General features: G+C 40.8%; 18 protein-coding genes, 1 riboswitch and 1 other annotated feature. Of the genes, 16 read left to right on the top strand and 2 right to left on the bottom strand.

Annotated features, from left to right (window positions below):
• The first annotated feature begins 2 nt into the window (after positions 1 to 2).
• A complete protein-coding gene (gene ysxE, locus DFR59_RS07700; RefSeq protein WP_114745051.1) occupies positions 3 to 1,034 on the top strand; it encodes a spore coat protein YsxE in 1,032 nt (343 codons plus the stop codon).
• Positions 1,035 to 1,075: 41 nt separating this feature from the next.
• On the opposite strand, the gene DFR59_RS07695 is transcribed toward ysxE, so the two are convergent.
• Complete coding sequence (locus DFR59_RS07695; RefSeq protein WP_114745050.1) at positions 1,076 to 1,267, bottom strand: hypothetical protein; 192 nt, start codon at positions 1,265 to 1,267, stop codon at positions 1,076 to 1,078.
• Between the two features lie 167 nt (positions 1,268 to 1,434).
• Positions 1,435 to 1,668, top strand: a binding site (T-box leader).
• Between the two features lie 47 nt (positions 1,669 to 1,715).
• Between DFR59_RS07695 and DFR59_RS07690 the strand changes: the two genes are divergently transcribed.
• The 7 genes from DFR59_RS07690 to DFR59_RS07660 all read left to right on the top strand — a co-directional run bounded on the left by DFR59_RS07690 (position 1,716) and on the right by DFR59_RS07660 (position 10,891).
• Positions 1,716 to 4,361: a valine--tRNA ligase gene (locus DFR59_RS07690; RefSeq protein WP_114745049.1), complete on the top strand. Its 2,646-nt coding sequence runs from the start codon at positions 1,716 to 1,718 to the stop codon at positions 4,359 to 4,361.
• 214 nt (positions 4,362 to 4,575) lie between these two features.
• A complete protein-coding gene (locus DFR59_RS07685) occupies positions 4,576 to 5,892 on the top strand; it encodes a bifunctional folylpolyglutamate synthase/dihydrofolate synthase (protein WP_114745048.1) in 1,317 nt (438 codons plus the stop codon).
• Between the two features lie 77 nt (positions 5,893 to 5,969).
• A complete protein-coding gene (locus tag DFR59_RS07680; protein WP_114745047.1) occupies positions 5,970 to 7,676 on the top strand; it encodes a sensor domain-containing diguanylate cyclase in 1,707 nt (568 codons plus the stop codon).
• A gap of 110 nt (positions 7,677 to 7,786) precedes the next feature.
• A complete protein-coding gene (locus DFR59_RS07675; RefSeq protein ID WP_114745046.1) occupies positions 7,787 to 8,608 on the top strand; it encodes a hypothetical protein in 822 nt (273 codons plus the stop codon).
• 13 nt (positions 8,609 to 8,621) lie between these two features.
• Positions 8,622 to 9,974 carry a VanW family protein gene (locus tag DFR59_RS07670; protein WP_158538352.1) on the top strand — a complete coding sequence of 451 codons (1,353 nt, stop codon included), beginning with the start codon at positions 8,622 to 8,624 and terminating at the stop codon, positions 9,972 to 9,974.
• Between the two features lie 24 nt (positions 9,975 to 9,998).
• Positions 9,999 to 10,400 carry a type II secretion system protein gene (locus DFR59_RS07665; RefSeq protein ID WP_158538351.1) on the top strand — a complete coding sequence of 134 codons (402 nt, stop codon included), beginning with the start codon at positions 9,999 to 10,001 and terminating at the stop codon, positions 10,398 to 10,400.
• A complete protein-coding gene (locus tag DFR59_RS07660; protein WP_114745043.1) occupies positions 10,388 to 10,891 on the top strand; it encodes a PilW family protein in 504 nt (167 codons plus the stop codon). Before DFR59_RS07665 ends, DFR59_RS07660 begins: the two co-directional genes overlap by 13 nt.
• Positions 10,892 to 10,923: 32 nt before the next feature.
• Here the strand turns inward: DFR59_RS07660 and DFR59_RS07655 are convergent, their stop codons facing one another.
• Entirely contained in the window at positions 10,924 to 12,288 is a 1,365-nt protein-coding gene (locus DFR59_RS07655; protein ID WP_114745042.1) for a hypothetical protein, read from the bottom strand.
• Between the two features lie 117 nt (positions 12,289 to 12,405).
• Between DFR59_RS07655 and DFR59_RS07650 the strand changes: the two genes are divergently transcribed.
• The 8 genes from DFR59_RS07650 to DFR59_RS07615 all read left to right on the top strand — a co-directional run bounded on the left by DFR59_RS07650 (position 12,406) and on the right by DFR59_RS07615 (position 20,552).
• Entirely contained in the window at positions 12,406 to 14,043 is a 1,638-nt protein-coding gene (locus DFR59_RS07650) for a GspE/PulE family protein (protein WP_114745041.1), read from the top strand.
• Between the two features lie 12 nt (positions 14,044 to 14,055).
• Positions 14,056 to 15,093, top strand: coding sequence for a type IV pilus twitching motility protein PilT (locus tag DFR59_RS07645; protein WP_114745040.1), 1,038 nt, complete (start codon positions 14,056 to 14,058; stop codon positions 15,091 to 15,093).
• Position 15,094: 1 nt separating this feature from the next.
• Positions 15,095 to 16,306, top strand: coding sequence for a type II secretion system F family protein (locus DFR59_RS07640; RefSeq protein ID WP_114745039.1), 1,212 nt, complete (start codon positions 15,095 to 15,097; stop codon positions 16,304 to 16,306).
• An 82-nt stretch (positions 16,307 to 16,388) separates the two neighbouring features.
• Positions 16,389 to 16,472: riboswitch (cyclic di-GMP riboswitch) on the top strand.
• Between the two features lie 76 nt (positions 16,473 to 16,548).
• Complete coding sequence (locus DFR59_RS07635; RefSeq protein ID WP_114745038.1) at positions 16,549 to 17,016, top strand: type II secretion system protein; 468 nt, start codon at positions 16,549 to 16,551, stop codon at positions 17,014 to 17,016.
• Between the two features lie 127 nt (positions 17,017 to 17,143).
• A complete protein-coding gene (locus DFR59_RS07630; protein WP_114745037.1) occupies positions 17,144 to 17,905 on the top strand; it encodes a prepilin peptidase in 762 nt (253 codons plus the stop codon).
• Positions 17,906 to 17,920: 15 nt separating this feature from the next.
• Positions 17,921 to 18,892, top strand: coding sequence for a type IV pilus biogenesis protein PilM (gene pilM / locus DFR59_RS07625; RefSeq protein ID WP_114745036.1), 972 nt, complete (start codon positions 17,921 to 17,923; stop codon positions 18,890 to 18,892).
• A gap of 9 nt (positions 18,893 to 18,901) precedes the next feature.
• Positions 18,902 to 19,489, top strand: coding sequence for a PilN domain-containing protein (locus tag DFR59_RS07620; protein WP_114745035.1), 588 nt, complete (start codon positions 18,902 to 18,904; stop codon positions 19,487 to 19,489).
• Positions 19,479 to 20,552, top strand: coding sequence for a LysM peptidoglycan-binding domain-containing protein (locus DFR59_RS07615; RefSeq protein WP_211318534.1), 1,074 nt, complete (start codon positions 19,479 to 19,481; stop codon positions 20,550 to 20,552). Before DFR59_RS07620 ends, DFR59_RS07615 begins: the two co-directional genes overlap by 11 nt.
• Positions 20,553 to 20,628 lie beyond the last annotated feature (76 nt).

Here is a 20,628-nt window from a genome sequence, read left to right as displayed (position 1 = left end):
GCATGTCAGAAAACCTGTACAATGAAACGAAAACGATTCTTTCCCAATATGGGGTTGAGGCTCATTTTGTTGAAGGCAAAGGAAGCGTCTATAAAATTTACTCCACAAAAGGCGTCTTTGCACTCAAGAGAATCATCCCGCAGAACGGGGTGGACTTTGTCAGGAATGTCCAGACCCTCTATCAGAGGGGATATTATCATATTGTACCCATCTATCCCACTATGGATGGCCGCTATGGGGTTCTGGATGGGGGATACTTGTATTATTTGATGCCATGGCTCTCTAACGAAGAAAAAGAGGATCGATTCGAAAGGCATCAAAAACTATTTCGGGAATTGGCAAGGATGCACACCATCTCTTCAAAAGATATCTCCCTTGGAGAAGATGACCGGAAAGAACATTATGAAAATACAATGGAAGAATGGGAGAGGCAAAAGGAATTCCTTGAGGAGTTTGTTGAACGGTGCGAGAAGGAAGCCTACATGTCTCCTTTCCAGCTTCTATTCTGCTCGTATTTTCACGATATGCATCAAGCTCTCAATTTTGCCATCAAAAAGCTGGAAGAATGGTATGAAACAAGTAAAGATAACAAGAAAGCAAGAACCGTCATCGTTCATGGGAAAATTTCGACGGAGCATTTTTTGTATGATGACAGGGGCTACGGATACTTCACAAATTTCGAACATTCCAAAACGGCCCCGGCCTTTCATGACCTGCTGCCCTTCTTGTCCCGGACCTTAAAAACCTATCCAAGGCAATTTGAGGACTGCGTCGAATGGCTGTACACCTATTTTCAGCACTTTTCTTTCAAGGAAGAGGAAATGCTGCTGTTCATGAGCTACCTGGCACACCCAGGCCCCATTTTCAGGGTGGTGGAAAAATATCACCTCAAAGGCAATAAACGAAAAGAACAAAAAATGGTGAAACGCCTCCAGAAACAATATTGGCTGCTCAAAAATACGGAGTATGTCGTCATGAGGATGGATGAATTGGAAAGAAAGAAAAAAGAGGCAAAAGAATCGCCTCCTTCCTAAACAGAAAAGTGAGCCCATCTGAAGCAGTGGGCTCACTTTTCTTATATCCACTCTAAATAGAAAGCGAGTGCAAGGAGTGCAAAGACTGCGAGAAGCAGGACATCGAAGGTCGTTGGAAGCAGCACCGTCCGGACGGCCTGGAAAATGGTAAAGGGGAGGATGAATTGCTTACATACCCCGCGAAAAGTCCTCAGCCAAGGAGGAAGCATATATGGATTGTATTTTCTCCTCATTTTTTCACCTCCCGGACATTTATTATTAATTTATGTTTCTTTAGGCTGATGGGTGAATTGCTCAAGAAAACAAACTTCATGATGAAATCGAATATTTTTTTAAAAATAGGTGAATAATGATTGACGAAAAGTTTTCTTTTCGGATACTATTATGAGTACATAAAGATTTAAATGCTTGGATAGGGAAGAGTACGACGATGAACGCTTTTAGAGAGGGAAATCACCAGCTGAAAGATTTCCTAAGCAGAAGTCCCGGAATGTCGCCCTGGAGCAGCCCCCATGAACCCAAAAGTAGTGGGAGCCGGTGTAGAGCCGTTATCGAATTGAGAGCTGAAAGAGCATTTTTACCACTCTTTCAGAAAAAAGGTGGCACCGCGAAAACAACTCCTTTCGTCCTTTTAGGCGAAAGGGGTTTTTTGTTTTTTTATCAAAAAAGGAGGAAAATCAAATGGAAACAAGAGAAATTTCAATGCCGACGAAATACGATCCGCAGTCCATTGAAAAAGGCCGCTATCAATGGTGGCTGGACGGCAAGTTTTTTGAAGCGAAAAATGATTTGGACAAGGAGCCGTATACAATCGTCATCCCGCCTCCGAACGTAACAGGAAAGCTTCACCTCGGCCATGCATGGGATACAACCCTTCAAGATATCTTAACGAGAATGAAGAGAATGCAGGGATACGATGTACTTTGGCTTCCGGGAATGGACCATGCGGGAATCGCAACCCAGGCAAAGGTTGAGGAGAAATTAAGAAGTCAAGGGACTACAAGATACGATTTGGGCCGCGAAAAATTCGTGGAAGAAACATGGAAATGGAAAGAGGAATATGCAGGCTTCATCAGAAAGCAATGGGGAAAACTTGGCCTAGGGCTTGACTACTCCCGTGAACGTTTCACGTTGGATGAAGGATTGTCAAAAGCCGTTCAGGAAGTATTCGTGACGCTTTATAAAAAAGGCTTGATCTACCGCGGCGAATATATCATCAACTGGGATCCCGCAACGAAGACCGCTCTATCCGATATCGAAGTTATCCATAAAGATGTCCAAGGAGCTTTCTACCATATGAGATATCCGCTTGCTGACGGATCCGGACATATCGAAATTGCAACAACCCGCCCGGAAACGATGCTTGGGGATACAGCTGTAGCCGTTCACCCGGAAGATGATCGCTACAAGCACCTGATTGGCAAAACAGTCATTCTGCCGATCACTGGACGCGAGATCCCGATTGTCGGCGACGACTACGTAGATATGGAATTTGGTTCCGGGGCAGTAAAAATCACTCCGGCTCATGATCCTAATGACTTCGAGATCGGAAACCGTCATAACCTTGCACGCATCCTTGTCATGAATGAGGACGGATCGATGAACGACCTTGCCGGCAAATATAAAGGTATGGACCGATTCGACTGCCGCAAGCAGATCGTGAAAGACCTTCAGGAAGATGGCGTCCTATTCAAGATTGAGGACCACATGCATTCTGTTGGACATTCAGAACGAAGCGGCGCTGTTGTTGAACCGTATCTTTCAACTCAATGGTTCGTAAAAATGAAGCCATTGGCTGAAGAAGCAGTCAAGCTTCAAGAGTCTGAAGAGAAAGTAAACTTTGTGCCAGATCGTTTTGAAAAAACGTATTTACACTGGATGGAAAATATCCATGACTGGTGCATCTCCAGACAGCTTTGGTGGGGTCACCGCATTCCTGCCTGGTACCATAAAGAAACAGGAGAAGTACACGTTGACCACGAACCGCCTGCAGACATTGAAAACTGGGAGCAGGATAATGACGTATTGGATACTTGGTTCAGTTCAGCTCTATGGCCGTTCTCAACAATGGGCTGGCCGGAGACAGAGTCTTTGGACTATCAGCGCTACTATCCGACAAACTGCCTGGTTACCGGCTATGACATCATTTTCTTCTGGGTATCCCGCATGATTTTCCAAGGCTTGGAGTTCACGGACAAACGTCCTTTCAAGGATGTTCTCATCCATGGATTGGTAAGGGACGAACAAGGACGTAAAATGAGTAAATCCCTCGGCAACGGTGTTGACCCGATGGATGTCATTGAGAAATACGGTGCGGATTCCCTGCGCTATTTCTTATCTACTGGCGGTGCACCTGGCCAGGATCTACGCTTCAGCTTCGAGAAGGTTGAATCTGTTTGGAACTTTGCCAACAAGATTTGGAATGCTTCCCGATTTGCTTTGATGAATATGGACGGAATGACCTACGATGAAATTGATTTGTCCGGCAAAAAATCAGTTGCGGATGAATGGATCCTTACCCGCTTGAATGAAACGATTGAAAATGTGACGAAACTCGCTGATAAATATGAATTCGGCGAAGTTGGCCGATTGCTTTATAACTTTATCTGGGATGATTTCTGCGATTGGTATATCGAAATGTCGAAGCTTCCATTGAATGGCGATGACGAAGAAGCCAAGAAGACGACACGTTCCATCCTTGCATACGTCCTTGATCAAACCATGAGGCTTTTACACCCGTTCATGCCGTTTATTACCGAGGAAATATGGCAGAACCTGCCGCATAATGGCGAATCCATTACAACTGCGAGCTGGCCTGTTGTCGAAAAATCGTTCCATAATGAAGAAGCAGCCAACGATATGAAACTCCTTGTGGAAATCATTCGTGCTGTCCGCAACATCCGTTCTGAAGTAAACACGCCAATGAGCAAGAAAATCAAGCTCATCATCAAAGCGAAGGATGAGAATATCCTAACGAAACTTCAGAAAAATGAAGGATATATCACTCGATTCTGCAATCCTGATGAATTGGTTCTCGCACTTGATGTTGAAACACCTGATAAGGCGATGACTGCTGTAGTGACTGGCGCTGAGCTGATTTTGCCGCTTGAAGGACTGATCAATATCGATGAAGAAATCAAACGCCTGGAAAAAGAATGGGATAAATGGAATAAAGAAGTTGAGCGCGTTCAAAATAAACTTGGAAATGAGCGCTTCATCAGCAAAGCCCCTCAAAAGGTAGTTGACGAAGAAAAAGCAAAAGAAAAAGATTATTTAGAAAAGCGCACGACTGTTGAAAACCGCATTAAAGAATTAAAAGGCGAATAAAAAATGGAGAGGGACTGGCGTCTACTGGTCAGTCTCTTTCTTTAATAAGAAAGTATAAAAATTCAAAGCGTGAATTTGTCCAGCTCCAGCGCCCAGCCCCTCGAGGTTATAAGCCGTACCTCTACGGAAATCAGGATTTCCTTCGAGTTCCGTCTTATACTTGTCGGGGCTTTTCAGGGCGCTTGCGCTTTTCTTATTAAAAGGAGGCAGGAAAATGATCAATACGTATGAAGAAGCCATTGACTGGATTCATTCCCGACTCCGTCTTGGGATAAAACCCGGGCTGAAGCGGATGGAATGGATGATGGAAAAGCTGGGTCATCCTGAAGAAGAGTCGACTTATATCCATGTCGGCGGGACGAATGGCAAGGGTTCCACCGTTACATATCTTCGAGCTATCCTTCAAGAAGCAGGCTATTCAGTCGGGACATTCACTTCGCCTTATTTTGAACAATTCAATGAGCGTATAAGCGTGAACGGAATGCCGATCCCTGACCAAGACCTCGTTGGATTAGTAAATGTCATCAAGCCTCTTGCTGAGGAACTTGAAGAGGCAGAATGGGGTTCTCCCACTGAGTTTGAAGTAATCACGGCCATGGCGATTTATTATTTCAGCAAGGTAAATCCCCAGGATATCGTCATCATGGAAGTCGGGCTTGGAGGAAGATTCGATTCTACGAATATCATCCATCCGATTGCCTCTGCCATAACGAGCATTGGCTTTGACCATATGCAGATCCTTGGTGATACGCTAGATAAGATTGCTTTTGAAAAAGCCGGAATCATCAAAAAAGGGGCGCCGATCTTCTCCAATGTACATCAGGAAGAAGCCAAACGAGTAATAGAAGAACAGGCTGCTGAAAGAGAAGGGATCCTTTATCAAAATCCGATCCATTTCCGCATGGTGAATCATCATTCAACTGAAGAAGGGGAAATATTCAGTGTGGAGACACCTTGGGGAAGTTTTAACAATCTTGCAATCTCCATGCTTGGGAAGCATCAAGCGGAAAATGCAGCTCTTGCCAGTGCGATCCTCCTTTACATAATCAAAGCCCTTTCATTTGAAATTACGGGAGAGCAATTGATGGAAGGATTGAAGAAAGCATTTTGGCCGGGAAGGATGGAAAGACTTTCAAAAGAGCCGCTGGTATATGTGGATGGCGCCCATAACATTGAAGGGCTTCTATCATTGAAAGATACATTGGAAAACCGATTTGCTTCCACTTCCAAAAAAATTATTTTTACAGCCCTTAAGGATAAAGATTTGCGGGGAATGATAGAAATCCTGGATCAAATGGATGCAGAACTCTACTTCACGGAATTTGATTTTCCGCGGGCTTCCACTGCGGCGGAACTCTATGAAATCAGCAGGAGTGCTTCCAAACACTACAATAATGACTGGACTGAACTGATTCAGCAGGTAGCAGGTAATGCAGGAGAAAAAGATATGGTGGTCATAACTGGCTCCCTCTATTTTCTTTCCAATGTAAAACCAATTTATTTAAAATTTTCAAAAAACAAAAATAATTAAAGTGACAAGTCAGCCTGTATTTGGTAAAATATTTTCAAACTTGTGACTATTTGACTAATAAAAAAAGGAGGGTAATGATGGGCATTAAACGAAGTGTTTCAATGTTTTTTTGGATTTCCTGGGCAGCCATCGTCCCTGCTGGACTTTATCTGACCTATCTTTATTACCCTCCGGCTGAGATAAAGCCATTGGATATGGCATTATTCCTTCTTTTGGCAGCAATCATCACTTTTTTTCCAATCACCATCAATGGCATTACTATATTCATGATCCAATGGGTCACCTTAGCAGCACTTTTATCATTTAATTTATTCTTCTCCATTCTGATTTTGCAATTGGCTATCGTTCTATTGATGTTCCGGGTAAGAATTGGGAAAACCGACCTTTATCGAATTCCTCTTAATTCTCTTATGTTCTTCCTGGCTTCTACCATAAGCGGTATGATCTTTTTTGCTTTCGGAGGACAAGTAGGAGACACAGACCTTCATCATGTAATATTGCCGGCCGCGATCCATGAGATTGCATATTTCATCCTGAATCATTTACTGCTATATGTATCCAGGAATATGATAGGGTTGAAATACAAGTTTTTTGGAGCAGATTTAACATGGGAAACGCTCGCCATCATGATGGTATATCCTTTTTCAATCGCCCTGTTTTTCTTATATTCAGAACTGGGAGTAGTGGCAATCTTCCTTTTAGGTGTTCCATTCGTCAGCGTCTCGATTGTCCTTCGAAAGTATAACTCCACGGAGAAGATCAATGACTATATCCAGAAGGCCGTTGAAATCGGACATGAGCTGACGCAGCGACTCAAAGTAGATGAAGTGCTCGATTTATTCATTCAAAAAATTTCGCAGAACCTGCCTGTCGACTACGCATACATCTTAAGTGTGGAAGGGGACGAGCTCGACCTTTTAAGAAGAGTCGAAATGGGAGAGAGGAAGGATAATGATTTAATTCCTCTCAAGAAAAACCAGGGGATCAGCGGGGTAGTATGGGCCGAAGGGAAATCCGTCCTGTTTAATGACAAATCAGAGTGGAGCGGGATCGCAAATGGATATATGCCTCCAAATGTGGAGAGCGTGCTGAGTGTTCCAATCATGCGTAATCAGGAAACGGTCGGCGTGCTTCTGCTTGCATCCACTAGGAAAAAGGCATATGAAAAATATCAGCTGATGATTGTGGACATGCTCTGCTCCTATTTTGCTGTGGCCATTGAGAATGGCCGCCATTATGAAGAAACGAAGCGGAACAGTGAAAGATGCGCCCTAACAAATCTTTATAACTACCGCTACTTTGAAAACCTTCTTACACGTGAATATGGAGAATTAAATAAAGGAAACTTGAAAGAGATCTCTTTAATCATGCTTGATATTGATCATTTTAAAGTGGTGAATGATACATATGGGCATCAAAGTGGGAATGAAATACTCGTGGAGATGGCGGACAGGCTATCAAAACTAATTGGAGATTACGGTACTTTAGCCCGGTACGGGGGAGAAGAGTTCGTCATTCTTCTATCCAATGTAAATAAGGAAGAAGCTTCAGCGCTGGCTGAAACTGTACGATTAACCATTGCCAACCGTCCTTTCACCCTTCACAGTGACCTTTCAGATGAAAGAAAGAGGCTGATGGTAAGGATAACAGCGAGCATAGGGGTTGCAACTGCTCCACAAGATGCTGATGACGCACTTTCCCTCATCAGGCATGCAGACAGGGCTTTGTACATCGGTGCGAAGCGAGCGGGCCGCAATAGAGTTGCAGAGTATTTAAAAACATAAAAAAATCAGCTATGCCAAAGGCTGATTTTTTTTGTTGAAATGATAGTTTTAGATAACCATAATCCGAAATGCTTAGTATAATAGAATGATAGGAGTTCGGAGGTGCCGATGTGATAAAACTATTTTCTGCCGTATCAGCATTGATAATATTTTCAATCATCTTTTATTTAATTCCATTGAAATGGAATCGTCAGGCAAAACATATCATTTTCGGCACGAGCGTGATATTGTTTGCTTCAGCCATATTTTTTTCAAGTATTTTCTCTTTCCCATTCTTTATCCTCACCACTATTCTATTAATTATTGCTTCGGGAATATTAATAGGTACACGGATAGATATCAGAGAGAGTTCAGTAGAGGATGAAAATATGGATACTAATAATTTTGAAGCACTGCCTGCTCCATATTTTTCTTTTCTGGAACTGAGAAAAAGGGCAGAAGAATTTAAAGATGAAGACGAGGATTTCCAATTGGAAAAGCCCGCTAAAGAAAATGGAACAGGAATAATAGAAAGTAGTGATTCTGAATTATTATCTGTAATAGAGACGGCTGTAGATTCAGAAGACGAAAATAAAAATGACTTGCACATGATTCCTTCGGGTTTTGAAGAACAAGATTTTACTTTATCAGAAATTCCCGTACATTCTAACGATGAGGAAATCTTTAAAGAAGTTAATACATTGGACCCACAGGAGCTTCAAGTGGGTGAGGATGAATTCGATGAAGATATTGAAGAGATATTCAGGAATCGTTTTTCTGTCTTACAAGAATTGGACGAAGAAGATAATGATATATCGATAGAAAAAAAGGATTTTCGTGAAGAAGATTCCTTATCAGCCTATTTAGATAGAGATAACCGCCAACTCATGGACGTAGAGTATGAAGACCTTATGCATTATCATAATGAATTAAAAAAAGCTGAGAATGTTTGAGGGGGGACTGGAATTGAAACGAAGGCACATCACTCAAATCATTTTAATACTTCTTGTTTCAACAGGCTTCTTGCTTCTGTTTTCGCAATCCAGTACATTCGCTATTCAAACTTTTTTTCAGCAAGAATCCGGATTTCCAAGCCAAACATACATAGGTCCTGTCGAAATTTCATCTTTGAGTAAAGAAGAAGCAATCAACAAATTGAGAAGCAGAGTGAATGAATGGACAAAGAATACGAAAATCAGTGCAAGTATTTTGGATACCGTTAAGCCTCTTCCAACAGACTTTTTTCAATTTGATATTGAAGCATCCGTTGACAATGCTGTTGAAGGAAAAAGAAATCCTTTAGTTGTCAATATTCCAGATGACCATTGGCGAGAAATGATGAGAGAATTAAATATGAGCCTTCTTTCTTCACATATTGACATGAATCAAGCGAACAACGCATTGATTCCAATTGCTGAGTCATTGGATACAAAGCCATTTATCCTGTCTCTCGCAGATTATTTAAAAGCAGATTCAATACAAGGAACAATCGCATCCTCTGTAGGTAAAGAGACAGGATACATTGATTTATTATCTAAATGGGTTGGTGAATATAAAGAAATCACCATTCCGCCAGGATCCGAACTTTCATTAAAGGAGTACATGGAACAAAAGGGCGCCATCGGATATAGCAATGAGTTTTTAACTATGGCTGCCTCATTGATATATGAAACTGCTCTGAAAAGCAATGTGAAAGTGATAGAAAGGCATATAAGTGAAAACAAGCCTATGGGGATCAATGATGGGTTTGAAGCAAAAATTGATGATGACTATGATTTAAAACTATACAACGGGAAGAATCAACCAGTTGTATTCACAAGTGAGTTGGATAAATCGGGTCATTTAAATGTCTATGTTAGTTTGAAGGACGATCCTTTTCGATATGAGCTGAAAAAAAGCAATGAGAAACAATACCCTCCAAGGGAAATCATTGAGTATGAGCCGATATTAGGACAAAAACAAGATGTACCTGGAAGAGAAGGATATTCTGTTGATATTAGTAAGGAAATATATTACCAGGATATATTGATTAAAAGCGAACCTGTTTCAAAAGATTTTTACCTTCCTATTGATAACAGGGTCTATAAGGAGCTGCCTGACCCTTCAACAGAAAGCACGTTGATAGAGAACAGCGGAACAGAAAATGCGGATGTTCCTCAAATGAATGATTCAAATGACCCATCCGTGGTGGGAAGCAACGATCAAAGCGGATCTTCAATTGATCCAAGCGCTTCAAGTCTTCCAGAGAATGATGAAAGCCAGTCTTCCGCTTCAGATGATCCAACTGCCATATATGACAATGAAACGATTGTAAAATAAATGCCAATACAAAGAAGTGATTTCATGAATAATCAAAGAGGTTTCACCCTGATTGAAGTACTTTTATCTATCACTATATTAGGGATATTAGCAGTGATTCTCCTTCAGTTTACTGGTTTCTTTTCTTTTTTGGACGAACGCTCCGATACAAAACAGAAGGCAATTGAGTTGGCGAATCAAGAATTGGTGAAGGAAGCAGAAGAAATCAATAATGCAGAAGCTAATGATACTTATGAGTTGAAAAATACACCGGCTATTCAATCGGAGCTTATTTCCATAAATGGAAGTCCAACTTTCGACATGTGTAAAGAAAAGAATGAATGTGTATTTGTTTCTTCTATCGTTCATATAAAAGTAATCAATGAGAAAAAAGAAGAAGCAGTAATTCCGAAGCTGCTGGTGGTAGGTGTCAAATGGAAAGAATAAAAAAGGTGTTTAATTCTGAAGCCGGTATGACTTTGATTGAACTCTTGGCATCCATCACTATTTTTTTTCTTATAATAGGAGTTGTCATAGGTTTTTTGCTCCAAACCAACCATTTTGTTTCCCAGACCAACTCTACAGTGATCCAGGAAGGAAACTCTCAAGCTCTAAGACTTTTGCTGCAGGACACTTTTTCATCTGGTATAGAGATCGCTTATACAGAAGACCCTCAGGAAATTAAGGTAAGGCAGATGGATGGAACATGCCATTCATTTAATGTGAACAAAGAGCAGAAAACCCTTTATCATTATGAACGAAAATGCGATGCACTGATGGATTTTAAATATCCTGAACAAGGAGAAGCTTTTAAAGGAATCAGCGGTATTAAATTAGATTCCCTTGATCAGAAGGGAAGGGCATTCATAGTGAAAATTGAAGGGGATAAAAACATACAGTACAGTTTTAATCTACTGAATACTGAGTTACAAAAATAGCAGACCAGCCAAAATGAAGGCTGGTCTGCTATTTATTGACTGCAGAAATAATTGCTTATGGAATTAATGGTTCCGCTTAATAAATTACCGCATATTTTCAACTCGTTTTTAGGGGATGCAGCAGCATCTTCACCTGAATCCAATGAAAGCCCGTCAATATTAAGCTGATAGCCTGATGATGTTAATATAAATTTAACAGAGGCTTTATTTTTTCCTGTTTCTAATTTCGCCTCTTGTGCGGAAATAATTTGTCCGGTTTCTAAACTAATTCCCCGTTCACTGTATATTTGGGTTTTATCGATATAAATTCCTGTAGAAGCCTTTAATAGTATGGTAGATTTATTGTCATTGCTGTTTGTGAAACTATTCAATCCAGATCCTTCTTGAAGAGTGATGGACCCGGAATTGGAAGTCAGTTTAATATCACCTTGCCCCCCTTTTAAAAGATTTAAAAACACCTCATTTTCAATAATTACCCCTAAGTCCCCTGAAAAATCTATATCTCCTCCATTCTGGTTATACACATGATTGCCTTTTAATACAGTCAAAATCCCGGGAGTATATATTTGTGGTGATATTGCTTCGTATATCGTGACATTCCCTTCCTCTTTTTTTACTAAGCCATTGCCTGCACTTAATCCATCGGACACTTTAAAAATGGCGCAGCCGCTTTCCAAGCTTTCATCCATTGCATTTGCTGCTTTAACACAATAGAAAGAACCATTTTTTGCATTTTGAAATTCCAATTTAAAACCAGCTACATTACTATTAGAAAATGGTGAAATAAGAGGTTGCGGCGACAAAATGCTTGTTTCAAATTCCCCATTTTTGTTAATTACAGCTTTGTAAATATGAGGGACAATAGTCATGTTTGCTTCAATGTCCTTACTATTGGGAGAGGCATTCAATATTAATTTGGAAGATATATAACTGACAAATGTGAGATTAGGAATGTTGGGTATATCCAGCACAGCTTTGCTTGCCGCGCTAGTTATGATTTTTTTAGTAAAAAACTTTTCGTCAATGTCCTTGCTTCTGTTATGATTCAAATCACCGTAATAGGCTGATGCTCTCAACGTGAAGGGAACACGGGTTAGGTCTTTTGATTCCAAGGGATGACCTTCTGAATCTATTGCTTCAGCATATACATCCATTGCGTCACTGTCTGGAGTTTTAATAATCAGCGGATTTTTCTCTTTTAACAATATAGATGGATCCTCCAATAGCGATTGCATTGTGGAGTTGGCCATTTCAGTGACTTGGAGGTTTCGATAGGTTCTTTCCTGATTCGATTCACGCTGGGATAAAGCAGGCATCAGCAAGACGACTGCCAACAATAATACAGTTATAGTAACAAGAACGATTATCAGCGTGTTCCCACGTTCATTTCTCACCATATTGTCGAAATCTCCTTAAAAACATATTATTCTATCGAAATTTGTTTCTCTTACTTTATAATATAATGTAAATAGTCCAAAAGTTGAAAGTATTTTACAATTGAAGGGACGTTAAAAATGAAAGAACGGAAACGTTTAGGCGATTTATTAGTAGAAGCTGGGATCATTTCAGAAGGTCAGCTCCATGAAACCTTGGAAATGAAGAAAAAAGGACAGAAGCTTGGAGATGCTCTTGTAGAACGAGGCTTTCTTAATGAAGGCCAACTAATCGAAGTGCTGGAATTCCAACTTGGGATTCCGCATATCGTCCTTCATCGTTATCCAATTGATACCAGTCTTTGTAAACTAATCAGCAAAGAATTTGCAATGAGGAACTTCGTCATTCCGATAGAGAAAAAGGGACAGGAACTGACGGTAGCCATGAATGATCCAATGGATTATTTTGCAATGGATGATATGCAGATATCTACCGGCTTTCAAATCAAACCTGTCATCGCAACCAAAGATGAAATCATTTCTGCCCTCCATAAGTACTATCATGTCAATGAACAATACACAGAGGAAGAATTGGCTGCCTACAGTCAAGCCGAGGAAGATGAAGCTCCCGCGGTCAAAATTGTCAATCAAATTCTATCTTCCGGCGTACAGCTTAAAGCAAGCGACATACATATTGATCCTCACGAGACAAAAGTCCTTATCCGCTACAGGGTAGATGGAATTTTAAAAACAGAACGGGTCATAGCAAAAGCTGTTTATCCATCCTTAGTGGCTAGGATAAAAATTCTTGGCAATATGAATATCACTGAAAGCAGACTGCCGCAGGACGGTAGAATCAAAATGGATATCCACCGGACGAATGTAGATCTTCGGATTTCAATCCTGCCCACAGTGGATGGAGAAAAAATTGTTATCAGGATCCTCAATCTCGACAATGTTGTAAAAAAAATATCTCAAATTGGATTCAATAAGATGAATATCCAAAACTACATCAAGCTGATTGAGAAACCTTCTGGGCTCATTCTTATGACGGGTCCGACCGGTTCAGGGAAAACATCGACTCTTTATTCATCCTTGAACCACCTTAACTCAGAAAAGGTAAATATTGTGACGATTGAGGATCCGGTTGAATATATCCTGGATGGGATCAATCAGGTGCAAGTCAATCCACAGATTGGCCTCACTTTTGCAAACGGTCTTCGGTCCATCCTTCGACAAGACCCGAATATCATCATGATTGGTGAAATAAGGGACCATGAGACAGCGGAGATAGCAGTCAGATCGGCATTGACTGGACATCTTGTCCTCAGTACGATGCATACGAACTCAGCTATTTCGACAATACCACGTCTTCTAGATATGGATATTGAACCCTATCTAGTTGTCTCGGCTTTATCCGGTGTCGTGGCTCAGCGTCTGGTTCGCTTGATTTGCAGCGATTGCAAAGAGGAGTATGAACCAACAGATATGGAAAAGAAACTATTCGAACGCAGGGGATTGACTGTCCAGAAACTGTATCAAGGCAAAGGATGCAACTCATGCCAAAAGACAGGATTCCGGGGGAGAATGGCCCTCCATGAATTATTGGTATTCGACGATGATATGAGAAGTCTCCTCTATAACAATAAAAGCATGCAAGAAATAAAGATGAATGCTTTGAAAAAAGGGATGCTGTTTTTGATAGACGACGGTCTTCTGAAGGCAAAATTGGGATTCACGACCATAAATGAAATATTACGGGTAGCAATGGAAGAATAGGGGAGAATGGATTTGAAAGAACGATTGGATAGTATTTTAAGAGCGGCATTTGAACTTGGGACATCGGATATTCATATTACTGTTGGTGTCCCGCCAGTGATGAGATTGAATGGAGACCTCAAGCATTACGGGAAAGAGGTATTAAAGCCTGCAGATACAGAGGGAATGGCTAAGGCCATCATTCCTCATCAGCAATGGCAGGTTTTTAAAGAAAAGGGAGAACTGGATTTTTCATATGGCATTGAAGGAGTCTCGAGATTTCGCGTCAATGCTTTTCATCAACGATCCTGCATCAGTATGGCCATCCGGGTCGTTCCTACAAGGATTCCTACATTCGAAGACTTAAAGCTGCCTATGATTTTCAAAAGGATTGCTTTGCAACAGCAAGGACTAGTACTTGTTACCGGGCCCACAGGCAGCGGGAAGTCAACAACCCTTGCTGCCATGATTGATGAAATGAATCGGTCGGTGCGCAGGCATGTCATCACACTCGAGGATCCGATTGAATATTTACATAAACACAACGCGTGCATTATAGATCAGCGTGAAGTAGGTTTTGATACAAAATCCTTTTCAGACGGTCTTCGTGCCTGCTTAAGGCAGGACCCAGATGTCATTCTTGTAGGGGAAATGAGGGATATTGAGACGATTTCCACGGCCATCACAGCTGCTGAAACAGGTCATTTGGTTTTGGCGACCCTCCATACGACGGATGCCCCCGCCACAATCGACAGGATTATTGATGTCTTTCCGCCTGAGCAGCAGTCACAGGTAAGAATTCAGCTCGCCTCTGTCTTAAATACGGTCATTTCACAACGTCTTTTACCTACTGTTGACAAAAAAAGCAGGGTTGCTGCCTTTGAAATAATGTTGAACACGCCGGCTGTTAAGAATCTGATTCGAAATGAAAAAATCCATCAGATTCACAGCATCATGCAGACAAATAAAGCAGCGGGCATGCAGACGATGCAGATGAATATTCAAACGCTCCTGGACAGCGAAAAGATTGCAAGGGAAACGGCGATGCCATTCCTTGCTGAGGGTGTTTAAGATGCCAGTATTTCAATATCGAGGCAGGGACAGAAGAGGTAGCATTGTAAAAGGAAAGATATCTGCCATTAACCATCGTGAAGCAGTAGGAAACCTGAAGGAACGCGGGATATCCATCAGAAACATCGAAGAGTTAAAGGGCATTTTTTATAAAGAAATCAAGTTTGGGCTTGATAAAGTTAAATTCAAACATCTTGTTATTTATATCAGGCAATTTTCCACCCTGATCAAAGCAGGGATCACTATCGTGGATGCAACGAAAATTCTCGCCCAGCAAACTGACAATAAACAGTTAAGGCGTGTATTATTCGAAATGGAAGAAGACATCCGGTCTGGTATGTCGTTTTCGGAAGCGGCAGAGAAGCATAAATCGATCTTCCCTCCAATCTTCATCAATATGATGAAAGCGGGGGAAGCTGGCGGCCAGATGGAAGAAATTCTGGATCGGTTGGCTGTATATTTTGAAAAACAGAATGCAATTAGACAAAAAGTGAGAGCTGCCATGACGTATCCTGCCATTTTAGGTGGAATATCGATAGGGGTAGTCATTTTCATGCTCACTGTCATTCTGCCGAGATTTGCGTCAATGTTTTCTTCCTTTGGATCTAAACTGCCGCCGTTGACAGCATTCCTGCTTAATCTCAGCGATTTCTTTCATACATTTTGGTGGGTCGGACTCTTATTGCTGATTTTAGCTGGGACAGGATTTTATTATTTCAAAAATAAAACGAATAATGGGACGTATTGGGTCGATTATGTGATTTTAAGGATACCGATATTCGGAAAAATTATGCAAAAAGCCATATTAGCCAGACTGACGCGTACCTTAAGTTCCTTATTCTCTGCAACTGTGCCAATCATGCAGTCGCTGACCATTGTTCAGAAAGCTGTCGGAAATGAAGTGATTTCCAGGGTTTTGCATGAATCGAAGATGTCTCTGGAAAAAGGGAAATCAATTGCAGAGCCGATGCAGGACCATTGGGCATTTCCGGTATTTGTGTCCAGGATGATTTCCATTGGGGAACAGTCGGGTACATTGGATTATATGCTTGATAAAGTAGCGGATTTTTATGAGGCTGAAGTGGACCAGGCAACCGAACAATTGAAGTCTCTCTTAGAGCCTGTATTGATAGTTTTCCTGGCTGCTGTTGTAGGGACGATCGTAGCAGCCATCGCCATTCCGATGTTCGACATCTTTAATCATATTCAATAATAAAAAAAATTATCAAATTAACACATTATTTGTAGAAAATAGGCTACGTATCTATTATAATTGTGAATAATTAAATAGAGAGAGAATAATTGGAAGCGAAGAAAGGTTATCCCAAAATGGGCACTAGGATAATCTGGAGCTAGTAGTGCACCCCGCCAATTTTATATTTATCATGATTAAATATAAAATTGGCTTTTTTTAACGGCGGCAACGCCGTACTAAAGTCCTAGGAGGAAAAGCGGATGTTGAAACGAATCAAAGCACTAAAGAACCAAAAAGGTTTCACCCTCGTTGAACTGTTGGCTGTCATCGTCATTTTAGGAATCATTGCGGCAATTGCTGTGCCGAGTATTGGGGGAATTATTGACAAAAGCAAGGCTGATGCTCACAGGGCCAATGCTTTGCAGATAATTTCTGCTGCTAAAATCGCTGTTGCTGCAAATGATTCTACTATAATAGTTCCCTCAACACCTTCTGTAAAGCAATTAGTTGATGGAGGTTATCTTGATGCTATTCCGGGAGATCCAGATAATGATAAAAAAGCATATGATGGTACTAATAGTAAAGTATTGATTGTAAAAAAAGGTAATGCGATTACGTATAGCATTACTCTCAAACCTAGCGCAAAATCGGGTAGTTCAAAAACTTATTATGATAATGCTTCTGAAGCGGATATTATTTCAGGTAAAAAGCCGGCTACCCGTAATTAGAATTTCTTAAGGGCACATTCGTGCTCTTTTTTTTATAATAATTTTAGACATGTATTAGCAGGCTTTTCCTCGAACTATGTCGAACTTACTATTAATATAGTATAATAATAGAAAATCAAAAGGTTGGATGTCTTTGTTTTTCATTGATTTATTTGTCTTTATATTAGGACTTATTCTTGGTTCTTTTTTCAACGTTGTGGGTCTTCGAGTCCCCAAAAAACAATCAATTATCTACCCGGGATCTCACTGCACCTCATGCCAAAAGACCCTGAACTGGTACGAACTCATTCCCGTTATTTCATACATAGCTTTAAAAGGAAAATGCAGAAACTGCAGTGTGAAGATTTCTATCATCTATCCACTATTTGAATTGGCGACTGGGATATTGTTTCTATTATCGTTCCTTCACTTTGGATGGCAGATTGAAACACTCATTGGCTGGGCCCTTATTTCACTGATCATAATCATCTTTATTTCGGATATCCACTATATGATTATCCCTGATAAAGTTCTTCTTTTTTTTCTGCCCGTTTTTATTTTGCTCCGCGTATTCGATCCGCTTTCACCATGGTGGGATTCCCTGCTGGGGGCGTTCATCGGCTTCGGGACGCTTCTCCTTATTGCCATCATCAGTAAAGGCGCAATGGGCGGCGGGGACATTAAGCTGTTTTTTGTATTAGGCTATTTGCTGGGGCTCAAAGCCATCATTCTGACTTTCGCACTCGCCTCATTAATTGGGGCAGTATTCGGAATCAGCATGATGTCTATGAAACGATATGGAAAGCGCCAGCCGATTCCATTCGGACCCTTTATTGGCATTGGTTCGATATTGGCTTTTTTCTATACGCAAGAAATCATCGACTGGTACTTCAACACATTTTTCTGGTAAGGAGTGAGGAAAGGAATGCCGTCTATATTTGACACTCAACGTACGGTGCATGTAATGTTCACAGACCGGTATTTTCGTTTCCTTGAGACAGGAAAGCATCATTCCATAAAAAGATATGGGCAAAAATGCCTCCCGGAAGGATTGATTCAAGAAGGAATCATCCAAGATCCTGAAACATTAAGCATGATCATTGATCATTATTTAATAGAAAATAAAATCAAGAGAGTCCCGGTATATGTGAATCTTCCAGATGGTCATACCATTGTGCGTAAGGTTTCTGTGCCGCTTGAAATTCCATTTGATGAAATAAAGGGATATCTATATATGGAAATAGGGGAGTCCCTGCATTTGCCATTTGAGGATCCCATTCTTGAAGTGGTTGAACTTGAAACAAGAGAAGGGGCAAACGAGGTGCTTCTTATCGCTGTCAAGGAATCGATTGTTCAGCAATATGTTGACTTTCTGACAGAATTGAAATGTAAACCGCAAGTGATGGATTTATCCATTTTGTCTCTGTACCGGCTTTACTATCATTTAAATCTTTATGACCCTAATCAACACTTATTGCAAATCCAGATTTTTATCAATAGTTTTCAGCTGTCCATTTTTCATGATCATAAACCTATATATGTCAGGTCTCAGGTGCTCCCTGAAAGTTTAAATTATGAAATTCAGCAATCAAGGACTGGTTTTGAAGTATATCACCCTTCAAACGATGAAAATGGAACGATGGAACAAATACAGGTGATCAGTCAAGAAGTAGAGAGACTGATCAATTTCTACCGATATAACATGACAAATGGAGAATACCAGTTGAATGCTTATATCGTTTCAGGCGATCATCCTTTCCTTAATTCTTATGCCAAAGAGTTGGAAAACCAGCTGGGAATTTCAATACAGTCCCTTGCACAGCCTCTTTTTCAGACAGATAAAAATATGAATATACCATTTGTGCTCAATGAATGCATCGGGCTATCTCTAAAGTAGGTGACAGGAATGCTGGTCGATATTAATTTAATTGAAAAGAAAAAATCTCCATACAAGCCAGTCATCTTTATTGGAATTTTCCTGCTGCTAGTCCTTTTAGCCGTCATCCTTCTTATTTCCTATAACCATCGCTTAAACTTAGAAGAAGCGAGCCTTCAACAGAAAGTGAATTATGAGCGGCAACTAAGGACTGTACAGAACGCCAAGGAGAGAAATATTGAACCAGGTTCCATTCAAAAGTTATCTTCTGCGATAGAATGGGGAGAGACTTACCCTGTTTCAACTGTAGCGCTGATTAAAGAAATAACGGGGAAACTTCCTGATAGGGGATATATTCTTACGTTTTCATACAGCAGCAATGAAATCGTTTCATTAACTGTACAGTTCGATACAGCTCCCGAAGCAGCGTATTACCTGAAAAACCTTAAAGAGTCTCCCTTCATCAAGGAGGTTTCACTCGGCAGTATTGTCACAGAAGGTGTGGATGAGGCAGGAGCATCTTTGCCAAGATATTTGGCTCAATATAATCTAATTATCGATAATGACGCAATCAGAAATACGGATTCGGCAAAAGAAGGTGTGAATGATGAACAGTAAATGGAACAATCGAACTGTTTTCTTAACCGGTGGTATCATTGTTGTCATTTTGCTTTTCATTCTTTCTGCATGGATGCTGATCCCGAAGCAAAAAGATATTGAACTGTTAAATAAACAATTAATGGAGGAAAAGCGTCTAACAGCAGATGGGAAATCATCTGTAGTAAATAAAGGAAATGAAGAACTTGCAGTGAAAACAACCGAACTTCAAAAGAAAATTCCGGTAAAGCCGTTAATTGAAAACTTCATATTGAATTTGGAGCAGGCGCAGATTACATCTGGAAGCAAGCTGCTTTCTGTTTCCATTCAGGATGATGGGAATCCTGCATCAACTACCGCTGCTGAAGGAACAGACACCAATTCAGCTGCCGACCTCAGCAAAAATCTTGAAAAGGCCCTTCAGACTGAGAATTCTCAAGAAACTGCCATTCCTGAGAAAAGCGTGCAGCTTCCGCAGGGGATTAATCGGGTTACAATTAATTTGCAGATGGAGGCTCCCGGGTTTAATGAATTGATGGATTTTCTGGATTCCCTTGAAGGGATGGAGAGAATCGTAAGCATCGACTCCGTAAATTTTGCAGGCAACCGCGAGCCCAGAACCACTTTAGATCAAGGGCTTCCACTAACGTATAATGTCATCCTGTCCATTTTCTATTACCCTGAATTGGAAGATTTGGTGAAGGACCTGCCTGTTATCGATGCACCTCAGCCAAGCCATAAAGTGAACCCGCTTGTTCCGACAGGTCCGATTGAGAACTCCGGAAGCGAAAATCCACCTGCTGATAAATCCGGCAGCCAAGTAGATGAGCAGACATCACCTGCAGACACAGCAGCGGATGATTCGGCATCTTCAGAAAAAGCTTCAGATGAACAGAACAAGGATCCAACCCATCCCGCAGAAGTTTTGACACATATTGTCCAACCAGGTGAAACATTGTTCAGCATCGCCATGAAATACTATCATTCTCCTGAAGGGGAAGAAACAATCAAAACTTATAATAACTTAAAAGAAAACGTCGTTTATTCAGGAACTTCCTTAAAAATACCGATTTACGAAAATTGACGAAAACCTTATCCAACAAGACGACACCAGTCTTGTTTTTTTTTATCCGTGATATGGTAGCATGAAGCAAATGTTT

This window comes from Falsibacillus pallidus (assembly GCF_003350505.1).
GTDB classification, from domain to species: domain Bacteria; phylum Bacillota; class Bacilli; order Bacillales; family DSM-25281; genus Falsibacillus; species Falsibacillus pallidus.
The sequence above is the reverse complement of the archived record's forward strand: the minus strand, read 5'-3'. Positions and strand labels throughout refer to the sequence as shown.